The sequence below is a fragment of the Porphyromonas sp. KLE 1280 genome (assembly GCF_000700805.1).
Lineage (GTDB): Bacteria > Bacteroidota > Bacteroidia > Bacteroidales > Porphyromonadaceae > Porphyromonas > Porphyromonas pasteri.
On the sequence record NZ_KL362963.1, the window covers coordinates 226780 to 248598 of the forward strand.

The following is a 21819-nucleotide window of genomic DNA, read 5'->3' on the forward strand; positions in this document are numbered from 1 at the left end:
GTATGGGAAGGAATAATCACTCTCAGAGATTCCCTCGGGAGCGTAGTATTGACACACGTGAGATCGCAATTCGTTTCCTTATCGTGTCTGAGGATACGAAGTCGTCCACAGACTACTTCAAAGCTCTCATCAAGGAGGTGCAAGCAGCCTGCTCAGGGAGTGAAGTGGTAGGTATATCTAAAGACTCTGTAGTCGAAGGCTGTGGAATGAGCACAAGTCGCCTTCTACAAGAAGCTAAAAGTATCAAGAGCAGAAGACAAATATCCTTTGACCGCTGCTGGCTCGTCTTTGATAAGGATGACTTCTCCGATTTCAATAGAGCTATTAAGGAGGCAACAGACGCAGGATTTGATGTTGCCTGGTCAAATGAGAGCTTCGAGCTCTGGTATCTCCTTCACTTCAGATATCATCACACTGCTATTCCTCGGGATAAGTGTACAAAAGCCCTTGAGGCAGAAATACAGAAGTACAAGCCCAGCTTTAGGTACGATAAGGGTAACTCCTCCATGCACTCCATCCTCGCTGAGCATGGAGATCAAGGTCAAGCCATAAAGTATGCTGAGAAGCTCCGAAACACCTACCAAGACACCGACTACAGTAGTCACAATCCCTGTACGCATGTAGATCGGCTGATCAGAGAGATCACTGATCCAGAAGAACGCAAGAAGATCCTACAGAAAAAGTAAATCCCACAAGACCGACCTACACAAAGAGGGCTTATGTATCTAACCTTTTAAGTGTAGCGCACCTCAACGGAAATAAGTAGAAGGGGCGCAGTGCATAGTTACACTGCGCCCCTTTGAGCTTTTACACCTCACGGGAGGAGCCGACTTACCCGCTTTATATAAGTACGCTGGCGCTCGGTCTTACTTTCTTTGTACCTTTGCGTAAAATGGTAAAATAGAGATAGTGTATGAAGCTGTATTTTATTGGTATCGGTGGCATAGGTATGAGCGCTCTCGTGCGCTACTTCCTCAGCAAGGGAGATAGCGTAGCAGGGTATGACTTGACACCTTCGCCCCTCACACACGCCTTGAGCGAAGAGGGTGCTACCATCCACTACGAAGACGATCCCGAGCTAATCCCCGAGCCCTTCCGCACGAAGGATACCCTCGTCGTCTTCACTCCAGCCGTTCCCCACGACCACCACGAGCTGGCCTTCTTCCGCGCACAGGGCAACCGTGTGATGAAGCGTGCTGAGCTCCTCGGCGAACTGACCCGCCGTGAGCGCGGGCTCTGCGTCGCTGGTACCCACGGCAAGACGACGACCTCTACCCTACTGGCGCACCTCCTGCGCTCGAGCCACGTCGACTGCCACGCCTTCCTCGGCGGTATCTCAAATAATTACCAGACCAACTGCCTCATCTCCGACCACAGCGACTATGCCGTGATCGAAGCTGATGAGTTCGACCGTTCCTTTCACCATCTCTCACCATACATCGCGGTGATCACCTCCGCGGACCCCGACCACCTTGACATCTACCACACGCCCGAGGCCTATCGGGAGAGCTTCGAGCACTTCACCTCACTCGTCAGCGCAGAGGGTGCTCTGGTGATGAAGAAGGGTATCCCCGTGACGCCCCGTCTCAAGCAAGGTACGCGTCTTTTCACCTATACCGCTGGAGCTGACGAAGCGGACTTCCGTGCCGACGGCATCGAGATCCGTGATGGGCACCTCTTCTTCGACTGGCACTATCCCGCTATCGAAGGGCGCCCTGCTGGTACGCTCCACGTCGAGCTCGGTGTGCCCCTCCTCATCAATGTGGAGAATGCTGTGGCTGCTATGGCCGTAGCCTACCTCTGTGGAGCTACCCTCGAGGAGCTGGCAGCAGGTGTCACCTCCTTCCGTGGGGTCTATCGCCGCTTTGACCGCCTCATCGATGATCCCCGCTGCGTGCTCATCGATGACTACGCCCACCACCCCAATGAGCTTGACCCCAGCATCCGCTCGGTACGTGAGCTCTATCCCGACCGTAAGATCCTCGGCATCTTCCAGCCGCACCTCTATAGCCGTACGCAGGACTTCTATCGAGAGTTCGCCGCGAGCCTTGACCAGCTCGACGAAGTCATTCTCCTCGACATCTATCCTGCTCGCGAGCTCCCCATCCCAGGCGTCACTTCGCAGATGATCGCCGACGTGATGAAGCATAAGGATGTGCTTGTCCTGCCTAAGGAAGGCCTGCTCCCCGAGCTCAAGAAGCGCCAGGAGCTCCCCGAAGTCATCCTGATGGTCGGCGCTGGAGATATTGACCGCCTGGTACCCCAGGTAGCAGATGAGATCCGCCGCAGGCTATGAAGAATAGAGCCTTCGTACGCAACCTACTCCTGCTCCTCCTGTCAGTCGCACTGATAGGGGGTATCGCGTACCTACTCATTCGCTCCCCACGCGTCACCTCCACCGACCGCTGCGAGGCTGTCACCGTCGAGGTGAAGACCGAGGCAGGTGGCGAACCGCTCTTCCTCACAGGTGACCGCATCACCGATGAGCTCGCCCGCCGTGGCATCCAGCTACGAGGGAAGCGCCTTGACTCCATCGACCTCCGTAAGATTGAGCGCACCCTGCTCAGTATGCCTATCTACAAGCGTGCTGAGGCCTTCATCGCCCCCTCCTCCTCCTCCGTGCAGATCCGCCTGACGGAGAAGCACCCCCTCTACATCGTGCAGGAAGCCTCGGGTAAGAGCTACTACGTCACGCAGGGTAAGGGTACCATCACGGTGAACCCCACCTTCGCAGCTTACCTCCCCATCGTCAGCGGTGCTGTAGACCTCAAGATGGCTACGGGTCCCGTCTACGACCTCATGGCCGCCCTGCGCGAAGACCCTTACTTCACCGACTACTTCGGGCAGGTCTACGTCGACGAGACCGATGGTATCGTCCTCATCCCACGCATCGGCACGACACGCGTCATCATGGGTCGCGAGTCGAACTGGAGTGAGAAGCTCCGTAAGTGGCGCATCTTCGCTGAGAGCGTACTCCCCAAGCGCGGGATGAATGCCTTCAGCTATGTCAACCTCGACTACGGCACGCAGATCATCGCCCGCAGCCGCTATGCCCCCGAGGGCGAGACCTTCGACGAAGAAGGCGAAGTCGTCGCTGCACCAACACCAGCGCCTGCACCTGCACCCGCTCCCTCCCCCAAGCCTGCGCCAGCAGTCTCTGCGGCTCCCGCTCCGAAGAAGCCTGCCGCCACGGAGAAGCCCCGCGAGAAGGCTAAGGAAGCCCCTAAGGACAAGCCCAAGGATAAGCCTGCGAGCAAGCCAGGCGACAAGGCAAAGACCGATAAGAAAGAGCCGAAGAAGGACCCCAAGAAGGATACTAAGAAGCCCGCTCCTCAGCAAGCCCCCACCCCCAAGAAACCCAATAAGCCCGCCGAGAAGGGCAAACCTAACAAGCCACAGAAGAAATGAACGATCGTAGGGATAGCATATACGCCGTCATCAACATAGGCAGCACCTCCCTCTCTGGGATGCTCGCCACGAAGTCCCCACAGGGACGCGTCGTGCCCATCGCCGCCCACCGTGTCCCCACGGCAGGCTGCGTGCGCCAAGGCTCTATACACAACATCGAGGAGGCTGCCAAGCGTATCTCTTCACTCCTCGATAAGCTCAGCACCGCCCTACCCGAGGAGGCTCAGATCTCCGGCGTGTATGTAGGGCTGGAGTGCCGCTCCATGCGCTCCGAGCGCTATGACTCCTTCATCGAGCTCGGTGAAGAAGGTAGCGTCGTCACCCCCGAGCACCTACTCACCCTCAAGGATCAGGTCAGTGATGCCAGCTATCCCGGCATGACGATCCTCTCCATCACTGAGCCCCGCTACCGCTGCGATGGCAAGCGTGAGTCCAACCCCAGAGGAGTGCGTTGCCGTCGTCTGGAGGCCCAGTACCTGCTCATCGTAGCCCGCCAGAACATCATCATCAACGTCCGCGAGACCATCGAAGATCGCTTGGGTCTACGCCTCTTGGGCATCCTCCCCACGCCTATCGCTGAGGCTGCTGCTACGATGACGATCGAAGAGATGGCCCTCGGCTGTGCCTACGTCAACATCGGCGGTGGTACGACCTCCATCGCTATCTATCAGGAGCGCTTCCCCGTCGCACTCTACGTCCTGCCCCTTGGTGGGAACAATGTGACGCGCGACCTCACACAGCTCTCCGTACCCCTCCTCGAGGCTGACGCTGAGAAGCTGAAGATCGAGCGAGGATCGATGAACCTCTCCGTATCTCGCACCCAAGAGATCGAGGCTAAGTCGGCTGATGGTAGCACTACCAAGCGCTTCAGCCAGCTCGAGGTGAACCGCTACATCAGCGCACGTATCCTCGAGATCCTGAGCAACGTGGTGAGCATCATCCACGAAGCAGGCTGCAGCGAGAGCATCCCCAAGGGCTTTGTCTTCGCTGGTGGCGTGACGAAGACTGACCACTTCTTTGAGACGCTGCGCAAGCTCTCTCCCGAGTACCGCGAAGTCTCCCTACGCCGAGACATCTATGAGGACGTCTCTCAGAAAGACCTCCTCTCAGAGTATATCACCGAGATCGCTCTCGCAGCTCAGGCCACCGAGCCTGGCGTAAGCTACGAGCTCCGCCCCCTTGAGTCCCTCCTGCAGGAGCAGCCCGAGGTGCGTAGCAGCGAGCCTACTGAGCCCGTAGAAGAGCCCAAGGAGAGCGAGGAAGAGTCCTACACCTACACGACCATCAGCGAAGCTCAGCGCGTCCCTCTCGACGATGATGAAGATGATTACTTCGACCACAGCGAAGAGGAGGAGGACGAAGAGGAGGAGGACACCAAGCGCGAGACGAAGCGCGAGCGCAAGGAGAAGAAGTCGTGGAGCCTCAATTCCTTCATAAACAGCATCAACGGGCTCTTCGGTGCGAATGATGGTGGTGATGATTTTTAGCCCATACCTTTAGATAAGATAGATACAATGGAACGAGGTAGCATTGAATTCGAATACTCTGAGAGTGAGGTCAAGCAGCTCATCAAGGTAGTGGGCGTAGGAGGTGGTGGCGGTAATGCCGTCACGAAGATGTACACCAGCGGCTCTGTCCCTGGCGTATCCTTCCTCCTATGTAATACCGATAAGCAGGCACTTGACCATAGCCCCGTAGAGGATAAGATTATGATCGGCCCTACGGTCACTAAGGGTCTCGGTGCTGGAGCTAAGCCTCAGCGCGCCAAAGATGCAGCCGAAGAGAGTGGGGAGCAGATCCGTATTGCTCTCACCGCTGGAGAGACGCGTATGGTCTTCATCACCGCTGGTATGGGTGGTGGTACGGGTACGGGTGCAGCCCCCGTCATCGGCAAGATCGCTATGCAGGCAGGTCTGCTGACCATCGGTATCGTCACGATCCCCTTCCTCTTTGAGGGGACGGCGAAGATCCTCCAAGCCCTCGAAGGGGTCAAGCAGATGCGCGAGAGTGTAGATGCTCTCCTCGTCATCAATAATCAGCGCCTCATCGAGGTGTACAAGAACTTCACCGTATCCGAAGCCTTCGCCAAGGCCGACGATACGCTGAGTAATGCCGCTCGTGGTATCTCCGAGCTGGTGAATATCGCAGGGGAAGTGAACCTCGACTTTGCCGACGTCGATACCGTCCTGCGTGGTGGTGGTGTGGCCGTCATCAATACCGGCTATGCTGAAGGCGAAGATCGTATGACTCTGGCTATCCAAGAGGCGCTGAACTCCCCCCTCTTGAATAACAACAACATCAGCAAGGCCCGCCAGCTCCTCATCAACGTCTACTATGACGATAAAGCTCCGCTGACGGTCGACGAATTTAGTCAGATCCACGAGTTCACCAGCGAGTTCTCCGACGAGGTGAATACCATCCATGGTATCTCTCGCAAGGAGGGGCTTGGCACCAAGCTCGGTGTCACCATCCTTGCCTCGGGCTTTGGCTTCGACGAAGATATCTTCATCCCCAAGACCGTAAAGAAGCGCGATCCGCTCACTAAGATCAACGAAGATAAGGAGCGCGACGAGCAGCACCGTCTCATCGAGCGTATCTACGGGGAGCACGCTACCAAGCGCACAAAGGCCGAGCCTGTCGCCCTGAGCATCAATGAGCTTGATGACGAAGAGCTTATCATCATCCTCGAGGAGACGCCTTCCTTCCGCCGAGATCACCGCATCTTCGAGAGCAAGCGCGTCGATAAGAGTAGCAATAGAGCGATCCGTATCAACAACTATGGTACGGCCAGCCAGAGCGCTCGTGAGCGTAGCACGCTGTCGGCCTTCGACCTGCATACGCCCCGCCCCGAGCCTTCGCAGTACACGACGAGCTCGACGACCTTCACCACCTCTACGCCATCACGTCCAGAGCCCGTAGAGGAGGCCACTCAGCCCGAAGAAGAGAAGACCGAGGAGACGCCTGAGAACGTCATCCGCTTCTCTGGATTCTAAAACTCTATCCTATACTCCCCACTCTACTGATGATTATAGCTGTTGACTTCGACGGCACGATCGTGCGTCACCGTTATCCCAAGATCGGCGAGGAAATCCCCTTCGCCACCCAGACCCTCGCGATGCTGATCCGTGATGGGCATCGTCTCATCCTCTGGACCGTCCGTGAGGGCGCTCTACTGGACGAAGCCGTGGAGTGGTGCCGTCAGCGTGGCGTGGAGTTCTACGCCATCAATAGAGACTTCCCAGAGGAAGATGCTACGGGGTCGGGCTTCTCGCGCAAGCTCAAGGCTGATCTCTTCCTCGATGACCGCAGCTTTGGTGGCCTGCCCGACTGGGGCACGATCTACCACCGCATCCAGGCCGGTAAGGCTCTCGATGGCGAGTGGCACCGACTGGGGCTCTACGAAGAGGAGGAGGAGAAGCGCGGCTTCTTCTCGCGTCTCTTCTCACGTGACTAAGCCGCACCGCACTACACTCTACACATTAGCCATAGATCTATCATGTATCTACGCCCTCTCTTCACCCTTGCCGCTGCGCTCTTGCTCCTCACAGCATGCAGTGGGGACTCCTCAGGCACCAAGACGAGCCAAGAGGACGCACCTCCCGTACAGACTACGGATACGACACTCGTCGGGAAGCGCCTACACCTGCGCTTCCCTGAGAACGTCTCTACCGTCGAGTACCTATCGCACAAGCACCTCTTCTGGAGGAGTAAGGACTCCGTCCACGGTAGCAAGGAAGGCGAAGACAACTACAGCGTCATACGCATCGGCGCGAGTGTCTTCTTCGTCAACTGGGTCGAGGCCGATGGCACGACCGTGAGCCAGGTCCTTGACCTCGATGAGCGCACCTGTCAGGCCTTCATCACCTCAAATGTCTACTCGCGCAACCAAGCTTCGCGTAGTACCTCCGTCCTCTCTGGCACCATCGAGAAGATAGAGGATGCCAATCACCTACTCTTAGACTAATTCCCCACGGGGGCCTTTGCTGTACAAGGCCTATGTCCAGCCCCTACCGCATCGACGAGCGAAGCATCACAGAGCACCTTCTGGAGCTTGCTCAGCGGGGCAATCAGCCCTTTACCCAGCGACTACATCCCGATATAGCAGGCGTACTCGGTGTACGTCTGCCCGATCTACGTGCGCTCGCTCGGCGCATCGTGCGTAGTGGCAGCTGGCCTGCTTACCTCGAGGAAGCTGAACGCGGAGAGCACCCCAGAGAGGAGGACTTTATGGAGGCACGTACCCTGCAGGGCCTCGTCCTCGGTATGCTCCCCGTGAATGACTTCTCCGACTACCTCACCCACCTCTCGCGCTGGGTGCGGGTCATCCACTCGTGGTCGGTCTGCGACTCCTTCAGCCTCCCCCAGCCGAAGAAGCTCCTCCGTGAGTATGGCCCCGAGCTCTGGGCGTTCTTCCTCCCCTACCTCCAGCGCAGCGGGGAGTACGAGGTGCGCTTCGGCATCGTCGCCCTTATGCAGTACTTCATCGACGATGAGCATATAGACGAGCTACTCCGCCACTACCTCGCCGTGAGCAACGAGGGCTACTACGTGCGTATGGCGCTGGCGTGGGCTATCGCTGAGTGCTACACCTTCTACCCCACCGAGACCCACCCCTACCTCGCTGAGAAGCGCTTCGAGCCGTGGGTGCACAACAAGGCCATCCAGAAGATCTGCGAGTCGCGCCGCATCGATCCCGACACCAAGACCCTACTCAAGGCCCTGCGCATAAAGGCCTCGAAATAGCGCCCTTCAGCGAAGGCGTAGAGATTCCTACGATTCTCTATCTTTGGAGTAGCAATACTCACTACCTAACTCTGACGAACCTATGAATAGTAAGCTCCTTATAGGGGGACTTGCTCTCTTCCTTCTTCTCCCCAACTTGGGCTGTGAGAAGAGCGCAAAGCAAGCCCTACCTACCTCCCAAAGAGAAGCAAAGAGAGGGCATCTATCCAGCTTGGAGAACTTCTCCGAAAGCGAGCTCAGCGCTTTCACCGCCACGTATGACCCCACCGACGCTAAGAGCAAAGAGAAGGCCATCAGCACGCTGGATAAAGCTGTGAAGCTATTCGTCTCCCCTAAGATCAATACGAAGCTGAGTGAATCCGCCCAATGCGTCATCGATTCGGATGATACCACTGGGCGCGTATGGGTCAGCTCCCTCTCTATCTATCGCCCACGTGAGATCCCATTCTACGAGCAATTTATGCTCATCTGCAATGCCCACCCATCCCCGAATGGACAGGAAGGTATGTGGGATCTCTTCACCAGAGAAGGCGAGATCAGCATACTGTACTGATAGCGCATACCCCCTACCTTGTGCGGGACGCTTTCGGCTAAGCCGAGGGCGTCCCGCACGACTTTTATACCCATCCACTACGGCGATGACGTAGCAAGCTATACGGGACTTCTCCCCTCCCTATGCAAGAAATGATGCTATCTCCATAGTGCTATAAGTCGCCTTCTATACGCCCAAAGCTTGATCTCGGTACGTAGATTTATAGACCCTGCACGTAGCCCCTATCATCCACCTACGTAGTCCTAAGAGCCGCGTACCGAGATAAAGCCTTAGCCGTAGTAGTGCGTGGCTTTTCCCGTAGATATCGACGACTTTTCCTGCGGTGAATTTCTAAATGATACAAAGAACTTCCGACTGAATACTATCATCATGGTCTTCTGCTGAAAACAAGCAAACCTCCATGATATAATGAGAAAGGTATTTATATAGAACCAATATCCCGTGACTTTTGTAAGTACACTCTATCTCCTATTTTGCTAGCTTTGTATAAATCATTCGGCATATATGAGCCAGATATTTCAATACAAGTATCTAACAGATATAGATCTAGAAGATCCTTTCTTTGATAGCCTTCGAAAGGACTATGATGGATTTAACGCTTGGTACAAACGAAAGGAGAGTGAAAAAAGGAAGGCATTTGTTCTCTACGGAGACCAAGGGCTGCTTGCATTCATTTTCCTAAAAAGTGAAATTAATGAGCGTTGTGAAGATATACAACCTCCTCTTGAGCCTTGTAGAAGACTCAAAGTAGGGACTCTGAAGATAGAAGCGCATCAAACTAAACTCGGAGAACGCGTTTTGAAACTAATCTTTGACCAAGCTATTCTCTATGGTTTCGAGGAGATTTATCTGACCGTATTCCCAAAGCATACACCTCTTATTAAGCTACTTCACAGCTATGGATTTGAAGAGCATGGGAAAAAGAACGAGGAACTCGTACTCATCAAAAGATTAACCTCCCCTTCTGTTGGAGATATTAAGCTTGATTACCCACGTTTTAATGCCGGGAGAAAAGCCTTTCTTCTTTCGGTTATGCCAACATATCATACGAGATTATTTCCTGACTCTATCTTGAATAATGAGCAGGCTCACTCAAAAGAACTTATTCAGGATTGCTCACATACAAACAGCATACAGAAGGTATACATCTCATGGAATGAAAATGTTAGCACCTTGAAAGAAGGTGATCTCATTACCATCTATAGAACGAGTGACGAGCAAGGTCCTGCACACTACAGAAGCGTAGTGACCTCCATCTGCACAGTAAGTAAAGTGATCAAAAGCAATTATTGGAGTTCATGTGAGGACTTCATTAAGGATGTACTTCCTTACAGTGTATTCTCAGAGGAAGAACTAACCAGTTTCTATAAAAAGACAAACTTCTATGTCATTCATATGCTCTATAACTGCGCTCTCAAAGAAAGAGTTACTAGAGGAAGTCTTATCGAAGAGGCAGGGGTTGACTGCACACAGCGCTGGAGTTTCATTCCCCTCACAGATCAACAGTTCAAGTATATTCTAAATAAAGGAAATGTCAGCCAAGGTCTTATTATCTATTAAACCCGAGTTTGTAGAACAAATTATACTAGGAAATAAGTGCTTCGAATATCGTCGTGTCTTGTACAAGAGAACCGATATCAAACGTATTGTTGTCTATGCTTCAAGCCCAGTTTGTCGCATCGTAGGAGAAATAGAAGTAGGCAATCTTCTTACAGATACACCCAAAGCGCTTTGGGAGAGAACGAAAGATAAAGCTGGTATCAGCGAAGACTTTTTCCTCTCATACTTTGCCGAACGAGCACATGCGCATGCTATCGAGATAAAAGCCTTTCACCCCTATCGAACTCCCGAAAAGCTCTCTGACAAATATCCAAATACATCCCCTCCGCAATCCTTTTGCTACCTGTAGAGTAATAACAAGCAAGCCCGAAGTACAGATTTGTATTCGAGGCTTGTTCTTTTATTTGCTGATTATAGTCACCCGCCCGAAGTGCGGTCAGCGAGCGGGCCTTTCGGAGCCGATCCGTAGCGTACGTAAGTAGAGGAGAATGTGTAACTTTGTGGACTGTGCGCGCCTCGCATCGGTGCGTCGCAGCTATCACATCGATACAATCCAAATAGATAATAGAATAAGCAACTGCTCTCATGGCACAGCAAGAAGACCTCTTTAAGAAGGTGATCGCCCACTGTAAGGAATACGGCTTCGTCTTCCCCTCCTCCGAAATCTACGACGGCCTCGGCGCTGTCTACGACTACGGACAGCTCGGTAGCGAACTGAAGAACAACATCAAGCGCTACTGGTGGGAGGCGATGACCCTCTTGGCTCCTAACGTCGTAGGGATCGACTCAGCGATCTTCATGCACCCCAAAATCTGGAAGGCCTCTGGCCACGTCGACGCCTTCAATGACCCCCTCATCGACAACAAGGACTCGAAGAAGCGCTACCGCGCTGACGTCCTCATCGAGGATCAGCTGGCGAAGATCGAGGAGAAGATCAATAAGGAGGTAGCCAAGGCTGCGAAGAAGTTCGGCGAGAGCTTCGACGAAGCACAGTTCCGCTCTACCAACGGCCGTGTACTCGAGTATCAGGCTAAGTGGGAAGAGCTGCACAACCGCTTCGCTGCTGCTATGAACGATACCAACCTCGAGGAGCTGCGTCAGATCATCCTCGACTACGAGATCGTCTGCCCGATCAGCGGCACGCGCAACTGGACGGAGGTCCGTCAGTTCAACCTTATGTTCGCCACCGAGATGGGCTCCACGGCCGACGGTGCGATGAAGGTCTACCTGCGCCCTGAGACGGCTCAGGGGATCTTCGTGAACTTCCTGAACGTGCAGAAGACGGGCCGTATGAAGGTGCCCTTCGGTATAGCACAGATCGGTAAGGCCTTCCGCAATGAGATCGTTGCCCGTCAGTTCATCTTCCGCATGCGCGAGTTCGAGCAGATGGAGATGCAGTTCTTCGTCCGCCCTGGTGAGGAGCTCAAGTGGTTCGACTTCTGGAAGGACCTGCGTCTTCGCTGGCACAAGGCCCTCGGCCTCGGCGACAAGAAGTACCGCTACCACGACCACGAGAAGCTGGCGCACTATGCCAACGCTGCTACGGATATCGAGTTTGAGATGCCCTTTGGCTTCAAGGAAGTAGAGGGTATCCACAGCCGTACGGACTTCGACCTGAAGCGTCACGAGGAGTTCAGCGGCAAGAAGATGCAGTACTTCGATCCCGAGCTGGGTGAGAGCTATGTGCCCTACGTCATCGAGACCTCTATCGGTGTCGACCGTATGTTCCTCAGCCTCATCTGTGGCTCCTACGAAGAGGAAGCCCTCGAGGGTGGTGACAAGCGTACAGTCCTTCGCCTGCCCGCAGCTCTCGCTCCTGTCAAGCTCGCTATCCTGCCCCTGGTGCGTAAGGACGGCCTTGATGCCAAGGCACAGGAGATCTACGACGAGCTGAAGTTCGACTTCAACTGCCAGCTCGATGAGAAGGACTCTATCGGTAAGCGCTACCGCCGTCAGGACGCTATCGGTACGCCCTACTGCGTCACCATCGACCACCAGACGATGGAGGATGGTACCGTCACCCTGCGTCACCGTGACACGATGCAGCAGGAGCGCGTCGCTATCAGCGAGCTCTCCCGCGTACTCTACGAGGCTACTTCGCTGAAGAGCCTGCTGCGCAAGATCTAACCCCCACCCAAGAGAGGTGCCCACCACTTCATCTAAGAGACAATGATGATAAGCAAGATCACCACAGGCCTCGCCCTGCTTACGCTCCTCAGCCTCACGAGCTGCAATAGCACTATCGACGTCGCCAAGGAGCGCCGTGCCACGAATGAGCGGGCCTTCCGCGCCTTCGCCGACAGCACGGACTTCCAGCGCGTCACCGTACCCGGTATCACGGGTAGTGGCTTCATCTATATGAAGGTCACCAAGGCAGGCGATGCGTCTGTCGGGGTCGACTATACCGATGCCGTCACGCTCTTCCGTGACGCCTACTCGACGAGCGAATGGATCAAGGATAACCTGAAGGCCATGCGTGTGCGCCAGACCCTTGACCTCAACTCCGTCCAGCAGGAGACCGTCGCCAGCCTCCCCGTAGGCCTGCAGATCGCTGTGCAGAACCTCCATCAGGGAGCCGAAGCCTCTATCGTAGTACCCTGGTACCTCAATACCAACAATATGGTGGAGCGTACCGAGAGCTATACCTCACTATATTACCGTGTCCGCCTCGGGAGCGTCATCAAGCCCTCGACGAAGTAAGGATCCTATACCCTATAGATGCATATACTCCTCAGCAATGACGACGGCTTCCGCGCCGCAGGTATCCAAGAGCTCGCTCAGGCGATGCTCGCCTTCGGTCAGGTGACTATCGTCGCTCCAGACGGGCCCCGCTCGGGCTTCTCTGGCGCTATCACCACGACCCAACCTCTTCGCCTCAAGCACCGCACCACCGAAGGCAACCTCGCTGTATATAGCTGCGAGGGTACGCCTGTGGACTGCGTCAAGCTCGCACTAAATACCCTCTTCGTAGACCAGCGCCCCGACCTCATCATCTCGGGCATCAACCACGGGAGCAACGAGGGCATCTGCGTGAGCTACTCCGGTACGCTCGGTGCTGCCCGCGAAGGCTGTATCTACGGCATCCCATCGCTGGCCGTGTCGCTCGATGACACCGCTTGGCACCCCGACTTCTCCGACAGCATCGACTACACGGTGCGTGTCGTGAAGATGATGCTTGAGAAGCCCCTACCCTGGCAGACGATGCTCTCGCTGAACGTCCCCAAGACGAAGCCCAAGGGTCTGAAGGTATGCCCCATGACTGTAGGGCGCTTCGTCGAGGAGTTCGTCCACTCAGAGGACGGCAAGGGCAAGCGTATCCACTGGCTCACGGGTCGCCAAGATCCCGCCGAGGATACCAAGCAAGCCGACTGGCACTACCTCAAGGATAGCTGGGCGACACTCACGCCTCTCCAGCTCGACTGCACGAACTATCAGTGGCTCGAGGAACTCGAAGCCCTGACCGAACGCTCAGCATAGCACTATGCGCTACTTCTTAGTCGCAGGCGAAGCCTCTGGCGACCTCCACGCCTCGGCGCTCATACGGGCGCTGCGGGCTGAGGATCCAGAGGCTTCGTTTGCTTTTATGGGTGGAGACAAGATGGAGGCCGCAGCAGGCGTCGCCCCCATCGTCCACTACCGTGAGGTCGCCTTCATGGGCATCGTCAGCGTCGTCAAGAACCTCGGGAAGCTCACCCGCATCGGCCGGCAGATACAAGCTGCTATGCGTGACTTCGCCCCCGATGTGGTGATCCCTGTGGACTACGCAGACTTCAACTTCCGCTTCATCCTCCCTTACGCCAAGAAGGAGCTACGCTGCCCCGTCATCTACTACATCCTCCCCAAGCTCTGGGCGTGGAGAGCAGGGCGCATACGCCAGCTCCGCCGCTATGTAGACCTCGGGCTAAGTATCCTGCCCTTTGAGACGAACTACTTCAGCGACAGAGGCCTTCGCACCGAGTATATAGGTAACCCTTGTGTAGATGCTAAGCTCACCTACCTCGCCGAGCATCCCGAGCCCGTAGAGCGTGAACAGATGCTCCTCCTCATACCGGGGAGCCGTCAGTCTGAGCTGCGGAACAACCTCCCCGAGATGCTCGCAGCTACCGCTGCCTATTCTAATCTGGGCTGGCGTGTCGTCATCGCTGGTGCTCCAGGACTCACCGCTGCAGACTACGCCCCACACCTCGGTAAGTACAGCGATACCCCCATCCTCTTCGGAGATACCTACGGACTCATGCGCCGTGCGCACGCTGCCCTCGTCACCTCGGGTACAGCGACGCTGGAGGCAGGCTTATGGGGTATCCCTATGGTCGTCTGCTATCGTATGGGCGGTAAGCGTATCGCTCGTCTCGTCTTCGAGCACCTCTTCCGTGTGCCTTACTTCTCGCTGGTCAACCTCATCTTGGATCGCCCTGCCGTCCCCGAGCTCCTCGCCGACCGTGCCCACTCCGTACAGATCCTCTCGATCCTCTCCCGCCTCATCCCTGAGGAGGACCATCGCCGCACGGACCAGCTGCAGGCATTCGCCCAGCTGCAGGAGCTGATGGGCACGGAGCCCAGCGCCCCACGCGCCGCAAGGGCTATCCTGAGCTACCTCCACGAAGCGCGATAAGCACCCTACTCCACCCCCTCTGTGAGCTGGGGAAAACAAGTGGGTAAGCGTGGGATAAATAGTAGACTCATCCCCACCCCTCCAGCGACGACCTTACTCCCCTCTCCCCCCTTCCCTCAAGGTGTAGATAACTCACGAGATTATCCCACTCCAATACACATACCGAGGGACGCGAGAAAAGGGAAAGCAATCCCCCGAGATGTGGATGCCTTCCCCTCGACTACGCCCAAAGCCCAGCTATAAGTGGGAAGTCACTTGTGAATACCCTGTGGGCAGGAAGCGCAAAGCATTAGGATAAGTCCGTGGAGGAGCCGAGTGGAGGAAGTGAAGGTGTAAGCAGATTACCCACGATTCCACCGACTATAATAACAATAGGAGATAGAGAGAAAAAAATTTATTCTTCCTCTATATACTTCACTTATATTAAGCACTGGGGATAAGTCGAGCCGTCGGGGTCGGGAGGCCTGGATGTAGGGTACTCCACTACCCTACGCTGGTGTCTTATGGTACCGACTTCTGGTACTCCACGCGGGGAATGCGTGGGGGACGGAGCCAACTGATCGGTGAAAAAAACTATCTTTGTTCAATAACAAGAATATCTCACATCACAGTACACAAGCACAGCTAATGGAAAAGCCCTATGTAATAGGTGTAGACCTCGGTGGGACGAACACCGTCTTTGGTGTCGTCGACGCCCGTGGTAATGTCGTCGTCAATGCCTCGATCAAGACTGGTACACACAACGATATTGAGCTCTACCTGAATGACCTCGTCACAGGCCTCAACATGCTCATCGAGCAGGTCGGTGGCAAGGACAAGATCCGTGGTATCGGTGTAGGTGCGCCTAACGGTAACTACTTCAACGGCTCTATCGAGTTCGCACCCAACCTCCCTTGGAAGGGTAAGATCCCCTTGGCTCAGATGATCCAGGATCGTATCGGTATCCCCGTGGCACTCACCAACGACGCTAACGCTGCCGCTATCGGTGAGATGACCTATGGTGCTGCACGTGGTATGAAGGACTTCATCGTCATCACCCTCGGTACGGGCGTCGGTAGTGGTATCGTCGTCGGTGGTCAGCTCGTCTACGGGCACGATGGCTTCGCTGGCGAACTCGGTCACATGATCGTCCGTCGCAATGGCCGTATGTGTGGCTGTGGCCGTCAGGGTTGTCTCGAGACCTACACGTCGGCTACGGGTGTAGCACGTACGGCTCGCGAATACCTCACCATCCGCTCTGATGCAAGTAAGCTCCGCGAGCTGGATATCGACACGATCACGAGTAAGGATGTCTTCGACGCTGCTTCGACTGGCGATCCTCTTGCACTCGAGATCTTCGAATCTACGGGGGCTATCCTCGGCGAAGCCTGCGCGGACTTCGTCACCTTCTCCTCTCCCGAAGCGATCATCTTCTTCGGGGGTCTCACCAAGGCTGGTGACCTCCTGATGAACCCCATCCGTCACCACATGGAGAAGAACATCCTCAAGATCTACGAAGGCAAGACCAAGCTCCTCGTCTCTCAGCTCAAGGAGAGCGACGCTGCCGTCCTCGGTGCCAGCGCTCTCGGCTGGGAAGCCAAGGAAATCTAATCTCCTTCGATCCCTATGATGACAGACGAGCCGGTGCACTGCCGCGCTCGTCTGTTGTCTTTCCCCCCATACGACTTCCCTACCCCTTATTTCCTATGCACATACATCCACTATCGAGCTTCAGCTACTGCCCCCGATGCGGGCAGAAGGGGCTGGAGCATGTACACGGCCGTGCTATCCACTGCCCGAGCTGTGACCTCACTTACTTCCATAATGTAGCCTCTGCTGTCGCTTGCTTTGTCCTTGACGAGGCGGGGCGTCTCCTCACTGTGCGCCGTGCACGTGATCCGGAGAAGGGCACGCTGGACCTTCCAGGGGGCTTCGTAGACCCCGAGGAGACGGTGGATGATGCCGTGCGTCGTGAGCTGCGCGAAGAGACGGGTCTCGAGGCAAAGGAGGTGCGTCTACTCTTCTCGATCCCCAATGTCTACCCCTATTCGGGTGTCGATGTCTATACGGCGGATCTCTTCTACCTGACGCGTGTGAAGAGCTTCGACGGGGCGACGGCTATGGATGATGCTGGTGAGCTGGTCATCGTCGACCCAGCAGACCTCCGTCCCGAGGCCTTTGGTCTACGCTCGATACGTGCCGGTGTAGAGCGCATCGTAGCCGATCCTAAGCTCATCGGATAACGTACCTATTTTTGTCCTATGCTCGGTAGCCTTTGGAGTCGGCTGAAGGGCTTTGCACCGCTCTTCTTCATTGCGGTAGGGCTCGTATCGTGGCGTATCACAGCGCCCTATGGTTGGCTGGCGCCGTGGATCATCTCGGCGATGCTCTTCTTCGCTGTGCTGAATATGCCACCCAGTGCTGCCGCTCCACGACCGAAGCACCTCCTTCTTTTCGTCCTCCAGCTCGCTATCGGGGGCACGCTCTATCTTCTCCTCTCGGCGTGGGATCACGTCATCGCTACGAGTCTCTTCATGTGCTTCCTCGCACCAGCGGCTGCCGCTGCGGGGGCGATGACGAGCCTCATGGATGGTGATACAGGCTTCGCTACGGGCTACACTATCGTCACACACGGGCTGATCTGCCTAGTAGCACCCTTCCTACTCCCCCTACTTGATTCGCACAGCCATCTGCCCTTCTGGACGCTCTCAGGGCAGATAGCGCTCCTGGTGATCCGTATGGTCATGCTACCTATCGTGCTGGCATGGCTCGTGCGCGGTGTGATGAAGAGCATGGGGAAGACCCCTCACCCACCGAAGAAACTCACCTACCTCTTGTGGCTCTCCTCGCTGCTCTTCATCTTGGGGAAGAGCGTCTCCTTCGTCTTGAAGGAAGGCTCGGAGCAGGTCGGGCTACTCATCGCCTCCTTCGCTGTCGGGCTCTTGGCGTGCGCTATCCAGTTCACACTCGGAAGTCATCTGGCGCGTCGTATAGGCGTCGAGGAGGTCGCATGCCGTCAGTCCATGGGGCAGAAGAATACCGCCCTGACGCTCTGGCTATGCATCACCTTCATGCATCCGCTCGTCGCTCCAGGTATAGCCGGCTATATCGCTTGGCAGAACTTCTTCCTCACCTACTACATGAATCGCCGACGCCGTCTCAAAGGCTGAGGCCCCACACCACTACGCACTACTATCTCTACCACTATGAGACGCTTCCTTCTCTCCCTCTTTCTTCTTCTCCCCTTCGTCGTGAGCGCACAGGGCCTCCGTGGGGATTGGTCGGGTAAGCTCTCGCTCCCTATGGGCAAGCTCCGTATGGTCATTCACCTCACCGAAGAGGCGGGGCGCTGGTCGGCTACCCTGGATAGCCCAGACCAAGGAGCCTACGGGCTACGTGCCGATGAGGTGCATGTCTCGGGCGATAGCCTGCGTATGGAGCTTCGTAGTCTACGCCTGACCTATACCGCCGTGCACACGGCGGATGACAAGCTCTCGGGCAACTTCCAGCAGGGAGGTATGAGTCTCCCGCTGGATATGGAGCGCTCGATCGAGAAGCAAGACGCTCCCCAAGCGCCTACCTCCTATATGGAGGAGGAGCTAAGCATCCCCGTTTCGGGCTCGTCTGTTGTGCTTTCGGGTAGCCTTGCCCTGCCTAAGACGGGGCAGGCGCCTTATCCTACGCTCGTCCTGATCACGGGAAGTGGCCCGCAGGATCGTGATGAGACGATCTTCGGCTGTAAGCCTTTCTTGGATATCACCCGCCGACTGACCGAGGCGGGCTTCGCTGTCTTCCGCTATGACGACCGTGGAGTGGGGAAGAGCACGGGTGTCTTTCTCGCCTCGAGTATCACGGACTTCGTGCACGATGCTGAGGCTGTCGTCGCTGCCCTTCGGGGGAATAAGAGCGTCCAGGCGCAGCGTATCTTCCTCGTCGGGCATAGCGAAGGGGGCTATATCGCTGCGAAGGTCGCTGGCCAAGACCGCTCGATAGCTGGGGTCGTGTCCTTGGCGGGCCCCGCCTTCTCTATGGATCGCATCCTTCTGGATCAGATGGATGCCCTCAATATCCTCGCGGGGAAGAGCGAGAGTGAGTGTGCTACGCTCAGCAAAGCCAACCGCGAGATCTATCGCCTGATGCAGGATAAGCGCCTCTCGCTGGACGAAGTGAAGGCACGTGCGGCGAAGGTGATCGATCCACTCCTGCCCGTCTTCAGCCCCGACAAGAGCACCCACGAGGCGATCCGTACGCAGATCATGAGCCAGCTCACGCCCTACCTCCGACAGCTCCTTAGTCTGGATGTCGCAGGGACGTGGCGTGCCGTCAAGTGCCCCGTAATCGGGCTCTTCGGCGATATGGACAAGCAGGTCTTACCCTCCAATGCGGCGGAGCTACTGCGTCTCCAGCCCAAGGCTCAGGTGCAGGTCTTGCCTAAGCTCAATCATCTCTTCCTGCCTTCCTCTACGGGCTCGCCTATGGAATATACTACGCTGAGAGGGCACTTCTCTTCCGATGCGCTTGACTTCTTGGTGCGTTCGCTGACTGCTTTGAAGTAGCCTCCTCCTACACAAGACAAATCATAGACGGGCTGAGCGTCTCACATCTCTCGCAGGAGGTGTCGGGTGCTCAGCCCGCTTTGTATCCGTACCTTTCTACGAGATGGAGTGGGGGAGTATAGTCCTTCTTTGGAGACTGTTGCCGAGAGTTCTGCCCTCTATTTAGAGTGCTAAGGCATCGCACGCGGCTCCCCGATATGCCTCTCCAAAGCGGTACGCAAGCACTTCGCTTTATCACAAGTATTCCTCTTATCCTGCGGAGGGAAAAGTGTCCTACTCATGAAGAAAAAAGCGCCTTCCCGTAGTGGTTTTCCTCTGTCTATACACGTAGATTTAAAGACCAGTCACGTAAATCCAAATATCCACGTACGTAGATATTAGAGCCACGTACGTAGTCCAAACTTATCTGCCACTCGTCCGCAACTTTTATCCTTACGCGAAGCAACGAACTAATATAGGTCGTCGCAGTGACCTATATAGCTTCACTCAGCGACCAATATAGGTTTGCATCCGAACGACTATTGGTCTGACTGCAAACCACTATTGATTATCCGTAGCCCCCCTTATTGCTTCACGCCACCTCCTTGGGTAAGAGTTATCCGTACCCCTTCGGTTGGTAAGCTGTGTGTAGTACTAATTGGCTGTTCTTGGGTGCGGTTGTATTGGGGATATTGTGCTTCACTTGCTCTCTGAAAAATAATTCATACCTTTCTCAAGCAAAAGGACATGCGCTGTCCTATGAAACTCCAAACGAGCCCGTGGATCAGCTGGTCTCGAGCTACCGACGAAGTGTACCATTGTCTAACTCTAAATAGTAATCATTATGCGTACTTACTTATCTGGTATCATACTCTTCCTCTTGGCATGCGTGTCATGTACCGAGAAGGAGCTTCCTATCCCCACAACTCAGGATCTGTCTGGTACGATCTGGGAGTCAGAGTTCAATGTTGAGTCGAAAAAAGGGCAAATCCCAGTGAAGATGACTTTCTACTTTGACACCGAGGATAAGATGAGAATTTATTCTGTTGGGCCATTAACATACGATGGACTTATAGGGTATTATTCATTGAATAAGAATATCCTAGAGTATAAAGTCCGTCTACAAAATCCCTTCGCTCTTCTAACCGGTACAGAAATGTATACTTGGGTCATAAGGAAGAGGACAGAGAAGACTATGGTCTGGGATCCTACTCCTCAAGGGGTTGATCTTAGCTCCTACGTTAATGTTTTTGGAGCGACGAAAACTACACCGATAACGCTCTATAAGAAGTCTTAGCAAAGTGACTGGCTTTCCACCCCGATGGAGAGCCAGTTGCTTTATATAAAAGGGGCAGGATTGTGAATTATTAGCTATCTTCGTAACCTATATAGGACCACATTATAGATCATAGTTAGTAGACGATGCAAACAGTAGTCAGCGGGATCCGTCCCACAGGTAATCTTCACTTAGGTAACTACTTCGGTGCTGTACGTGCCTTCACGCAGATGCAGAATGAGTATAACTGCTATTTCTTCATCGCTGACTGGCATTCGCTGACGACTCATCCGCATCCCGATGATATCATCCGTAGTACGAATACCATCCTCGCTGAATACCTGGCGTGTGGTATCGACCCCGAGAAGGCTACGATCTATGTGCAGAGCGACGTGCGTGAGGTGCTGGAGCTCTATCTCTACCTCAATATGAACGCTTACCTCGGTGAGCTGGAGCGTACGACCTCCTTCAAGGACAAGGCACGCCAGCAGCCTGACAACGTCAACGCTGGTCTGCTCACTTACCCCTCCCTCATGGCTGCTGACATCCTCATGCACAAGGCCGTTAAGGTACCTGTCGGTAAGGACCAGGAGCAGAATATGGAGATGGCGCGTAAGTTCGCCCGCCGCTTCAATACCATCTACGGCGTGGACTTCTTCACCGAGCCTCAGTCCTTCTCCCTCGGAGAGCGTGCACTGAAGGTGCCCGGCCTCGACGGCTCAGGGAAGATGGGCAAGAGCGAAGGCAATGCGATCTACCTCATCGACGACGAGAAGACGATCTCGAAGAAGGTCATGCGTGCCGTCACGGACGCTGGTCCTACCGAGCCTAACAGCGAGAAGCCCGAGCCTATCCAGAACCTCTTCACGCTGATGGAGATCGTCTCTGCGCCTGAGGTCTACCAGCACTTCGACGGTCTCTACAACGACTGTGCTATCCGCTACGGCGATATGAAGAAGCAGCTCGCTGCCGATATCAACGCCTTCTGCGCGCCTATCCGTGAGCGCATCCTCGACATCCAGGGCGACAAGGAGCTCCTCTCCCGTGTGGCTCGCATCGGTGCTGAGAAGGCTCGTGAGTCCGCCTCGAAGACGATCGACGAGGTCCGTCACATCATCGGCTTCCGCCCCCGCTAAGCAAGAATCATTCAATT

At 55.3% G+C, this 21819-nt stretch carries 21 protein-coding genes; all 21 read left to right on the forward strand.

Translation table 11 applies throughout. The features are described 5' to 3' along the window. Positions 1–2: 2 nt before the first annotated feature. The 21 genes from HMPREF1121_RS04630 to trpS all read left to right on the forward strand — a co-directional run bounded on the left by HMPREF1121_RS04630 (position 3) and on the right by trpS (position 21802). Positions 3–686 carry an RloB family protein gene (locus HMPREF1121_RS04630; RefSeq protein WP_044114980.1) on the forward strand — a complete coding sequence of 228 codons (684 nt, stop codon included), beginning with the start codon at positions 3–5 and terminating at the stop codon, positions 684–686. Positions 687–913: 227 nt separating this feature from the next. After that, positions 914–2296, forward strand: a complete 1383-nt coding sequence (murC, locus tag HMPREF1121_RS04635) for a UDP-N-acetylmuramate--L-alanine ligase (RefSeq protein ID WP_044114981.1) — start codon at positions 914–916, stop codon at positions 2294–2296. Beyond that, positions 2293–3408, forward strand: a complete 1116-nt coding sequence (locus HMPREF1121_RS04640) for a hypothetical protein (protein ID WP_044114982.1) — start codon at positions 2293–2295, stop codon at positions 3406–3408. The genes murC and HMPREF1121_RS04640 overlap by 4 nt, the downstream gene beginning before the upstream one ends. Continuing rightward, the gene (locus HMPREF1121_RS04645) at positions 3405–4895 is read left to right on the forward strand and encodes a cell division protein FtsA (RefSeq protein ID WP_044114983.1); all 1491 of its coding nucleotides are present in this window, start codon (positions 3405–3407) and stop codon (positions 4893–4895) included. The genes HMPREF1121_RS04640 and HMPREF1121_RS04645 overlap by 4 nt, the downstream gene beginning before the upstream one ends. A 27-nt stretch (positions 4896–4922) precedes the next feature. Beyond that, positions 4923–6401, forward strand: a complete 1479-nt coding sequence (gene ftsZ / locus HMPREF1121_RS04650; RefSeq protein WP_044114985.1) for a cell division protein FtsZ — start codon at positions 4923–4925, stop codon at positions 6399–6401. Positions 6402–6430: 29 nt separating this feature from the next. Beyond that, positions 6431–6862: a BT0820 family HAD-type phosphatase gene (locus HMPREF1121_RS04655; RefSeq protein WP_009432582.1), complete on the forward strand. Its 432-nt coding sequence runs from the start codon at positions 6431–6433 to the stop codon at positions 6860–6862. 42 nt (positions 6863–6904) lie between these two features. Then, positions 6905–7372: a MoaF-related domain-containing protein gene (locus HMPREF1121_RS04660; RefSeq protein ID WP_044114987.1), complete on the forward strand. Its 468-nt coding sequence runs from the start codon at positions 6905–6907 to the stop codon at positions 7370–7372. Positions 7373–7404: 32 nt separating this feature from the next. Continuing rightward, a complete protein-coding gene (locus HMPREF1121_RS04665; protein WP_044114989.1) occupies positions 7405–8151 on the forward strand; it encodes a DNA alkylation repair protein in 747 nt (248 codons plus the stop codon). An 82-nt stretch (positions 8152–8233) separates the two neighbouring features. Next, positions 8234–8704, forward strand: a complete 471-nt coding sequence (locus HMPREF1121_RS04670) for a hypothetical protein (protein ID WP_044114991.1) — start codon at positions 8234–8236, stop codon at positions 8702–8704. Positions 8705–9208: 504 nt separating this feature from the next. Continuing rightward, positions 9209–10264, forward strand: a complete 1056-nt coding sequence (locus HMPREF1121_RS04675) for an N-acetyltransferase (protein WP_044114993.1) — start codon at positions 9209–9211, stop codon at positions 10262–10264. Continuing rightward, the gene (locus HMPREF1121_RS08740; protein WP_084151961.1) at positions 10236–10613 is read left to right on the forward strand and encodes an ASCH domain-containing protein; all 378 of its coding nucleotides are present in this window, start codon (positions 10236–10238) and stop codon (positions 10611–10613) included. The genes HMPREF1121_RS04675 and HMPREF1121_RS08740 overlap by 29 nt, the downstream gene beginning before the upstream one ends. 236 nt (positions 10614–10849) lie before the next feature. Further along, complete coding sequence (locus tag HMPREF1121_RS04680; protein ID WP_044114994.1) at positions 10850–12391, forward strand: glycine--tRNA ligase; 1542 nt, start codon at positions 10850–10852, stop codon at positions 12389–12391. 42 nt (positions 12392–12433) lie between these two features. After that, complete coding sequence (locus HMPREF1121_RS04685; RefSeq protein WP_044114995.1) at positions 12434–12964, forward strand: hypothetical protein; 531 nt, start codon at positions 12434–12436, stop codon at positions 12962–12964. 18 nt (positions 12965–12982) lie between these two features. After that, positions 12983–13741, forward strand: coding sequence for a 5'/3'-nucleotidase SurE (gene surE / locus HMPREF1121_RS04690; protein WP_044114996.1), 759 nt, complete (start codon positions 12983–12985; stop codon positions 13739–13741). Between the two features lie 4 nt (positions 13742–13745). Further along, a complete protein-coding gene (lpxB, locus tag HMPREF1121_RS04695) occupies positions 13746–14876 on the forward strand; it encodes a lipid-A-disaccharide synthase (protein ID WP_044114997.1) in 1131 nt (376 codons plus the stop codon). 627 nt (positions 14877–15503) lie between these two features. Then, entirely contained in the window at positions 15504–16466 is a 963-nt protein-coding gene (locus HMPREF1121_RS04700; protein WP_044114999.1) for an ROK family protein, read from the forward strand. A 95-nt stretch (positions 16467–16561) separates the two neighbouring features. Then, positions 16562–17098, forward strand: coding sequence for an NUDIX domain-containing protein (locus HMPREF1121_RS04705; protein ID WP_044115000.1), 537 nt, complete (start codon positions 16562–16564; stop codon positions 17096–17098). An 18-nt stretch (positions 17099–17116) separates the two neighbouring features. Then, positions 17117–18025, forward strand: coding sequence for a sodium Bile acid symporter family protein (locus tag HMPREF1121_RS04710; RefSeq protein ID WP_044115001.1), 909 nt, complete (start codon positions 17117–17119; stop codon positions 18023–18025). A gap of 36 nt (positions 18026–18061) precedes the next feature. Next, a complete protein-coding gene (locus HMPREF1121_RS04715; protein ID WP_044115003.1) occupies positions 18062–19411 on the forward strand; it encodes an alpha/beta fold hydrolase in 1350 nt (449 codons plus the stop codon). A gap of 823 nt (positions 19412–20234) precedes the next feature. Next, positions 20235–20687, forward strand: a complete 453-nt coding sequence (locus HMPREF1121_RS04720; RefSeq protein ID WP_044115004.1) for a hypothetical protein — start codon at positions 20235–20237, stop codon at positions 20685–20687. 125 nt (positions 20688–20812) lie between these two features. After that, the gene (gene trpS, locus HMPREF1121_RS04725) at positions 20813–21802 is read left to right on the forward strand and encodes a tryptophan--tRNA ligase (protein ID WP_009432657.1); all 990 of its coding nucleotides are present in this window, start codon (positions 20813–20815) and stop codon (positions 21800–21802) included. Positions 21803–21819 lie beyond the last annotated feature (17 nt).

Coding starts and splice junctions, on each gene's coding strand:
- HMPREF1121_RS04630 (WP_044114980.1), top strand. CDS start 3: ATGGGAAGGAATAATCACTCTCAGAGATTCCCTCGGGAGCGTAGTATT.
- murC (WP_044114981.1), top strand. CDS start 914: ATGAAGCTGTATTTTATTGGTATCGGTGGCATAGGTATGAGCGCTCTC.
- HMPREF1121_RS04640 (WP_044114982.1), top strand. CDS start 2,293: ATGAAGAATAGAGCCTTCGTACGCAACCTACTCCTGCTCCTCCTGTCA.
- HMPREF1121_RS04645 (WP_044114983.1), top strand. CDS start 3,405: ATGAACGATCGTAGGGATAGCATATACGCCGTCATCAACATAGGCAGC.
- ftsZ (WP_044114985.1), top strand. CDS start 4,923: ATGGAACGAGGTAGCATTGAATTCGAATACTCTGAGAGTGAGGTCAAG.
- HMPREF1121_RS04655 (WP_009432582.1), top strand. CDS start 6,431: ATGATTATAGCTGTTGACTTCGACGGCACGATCGTGCGTCACCGTTAT.
- HMPREF1121_RS04660 (WP_044114987.1), top strand. CDS start 6,905: ATGTATCTACGCCCTCTCTTCACCCTTGCCGCTGCGCTCTTGCTCCTC.
- HMPREF1121_RS04665 (WP_044114989.1), top strand. CDS start 7,405: ATGTCCAGCCCCTACCGCATCGACGAGCGAAGCATCACAGAGCACCTT.
- HMPREF1121_RS04670 (WP_044114991.1), top strand. CDS start 8,234: ATGAATAGTAAGCTCCTTATAGGGGGACTTGCTCTCTTCCTTCTTCTC.
- HMPREF1121_RS04675 (WP_044114993.1), top strand. CDS start 9,209: ATGAGCCAGATATTTCAATACAAGTATCTAACAGATATAGATCTAGAA.
- HMPREF1121_RS08740 (WP_084151961.1), top strand. CDS start 10,236: ATGTCAGCCAAGGTCTTATTATCTATTAAACCCGAGTTTGTAGAACAA.
- HMPREF1121_RS04680 (WP_044114994.1), top strand. CDS start 10,850: ATGGCACAGCAAGAAGACCTCTTTAAGAAGGTGATCGCCCACTGTAAG.
- HMPREF1121_RS04685 (WP_044114995.1), top strand. CDS start 12,434: ATGATGATAAGCAAGATCACCACAGGCCTCGCCCTGCTTACGCTCCTC.
- surE (WP_044114996.1), top strand. CDS start 12,983: ATGCATATACTCCTCAGCAATGACGACGGCTTCCGCGCCGCAGGTATC.
- lpxB (WP_044114997.1), top strand. CDS start 13,746: ATGCGCTACTTCTTAGTCGCAGGCGAAGCCTCTGGCGACCTCCACGCC.
- HMPREF1121_RS04700 (WP_044114999.1), top strand. CDS start 15,504: ATGGAAAAGCCCTATGTAATAGGTGTAGACCTCGGTGGGACGAACACC.
- HMPREF1121_RS04705 (WP_044115000.1), top strand. CDS start 16,562: ATGCACATACATCCACTATCGAGCTTCAGCTACTGCCCCCGATGCGGG.
- HMPREF1121_RS04710 (WP_044115001.1), top strand. CDS start 17,117: ATGCTCGGTAGCCTTTGGAGTCGGCTGAAGGGCTTTGCACCGCTCTTC.
- HMPREF1121_RS04715 (WP_044115003.1), top strand. CDS start 18,062: ATGAGACGCTTCCTTCTCTCCCTCTTTCTTCTTCTCCCCTTCGTCGTG.
- HMPREF1121_RS04720 (WP_044115004.1), top strand. CDS start 20,235: ATGCGTACTTACTTATCTGGTATCATACTCTTCCTCTTGGCATGCGTG.
- trpS (WP_009432657.1), top strand. CDS start 20,813: ATGCAAACAGTAGTCAGCGGGATCCGTCCCACAGGTAATCTTCACTTA.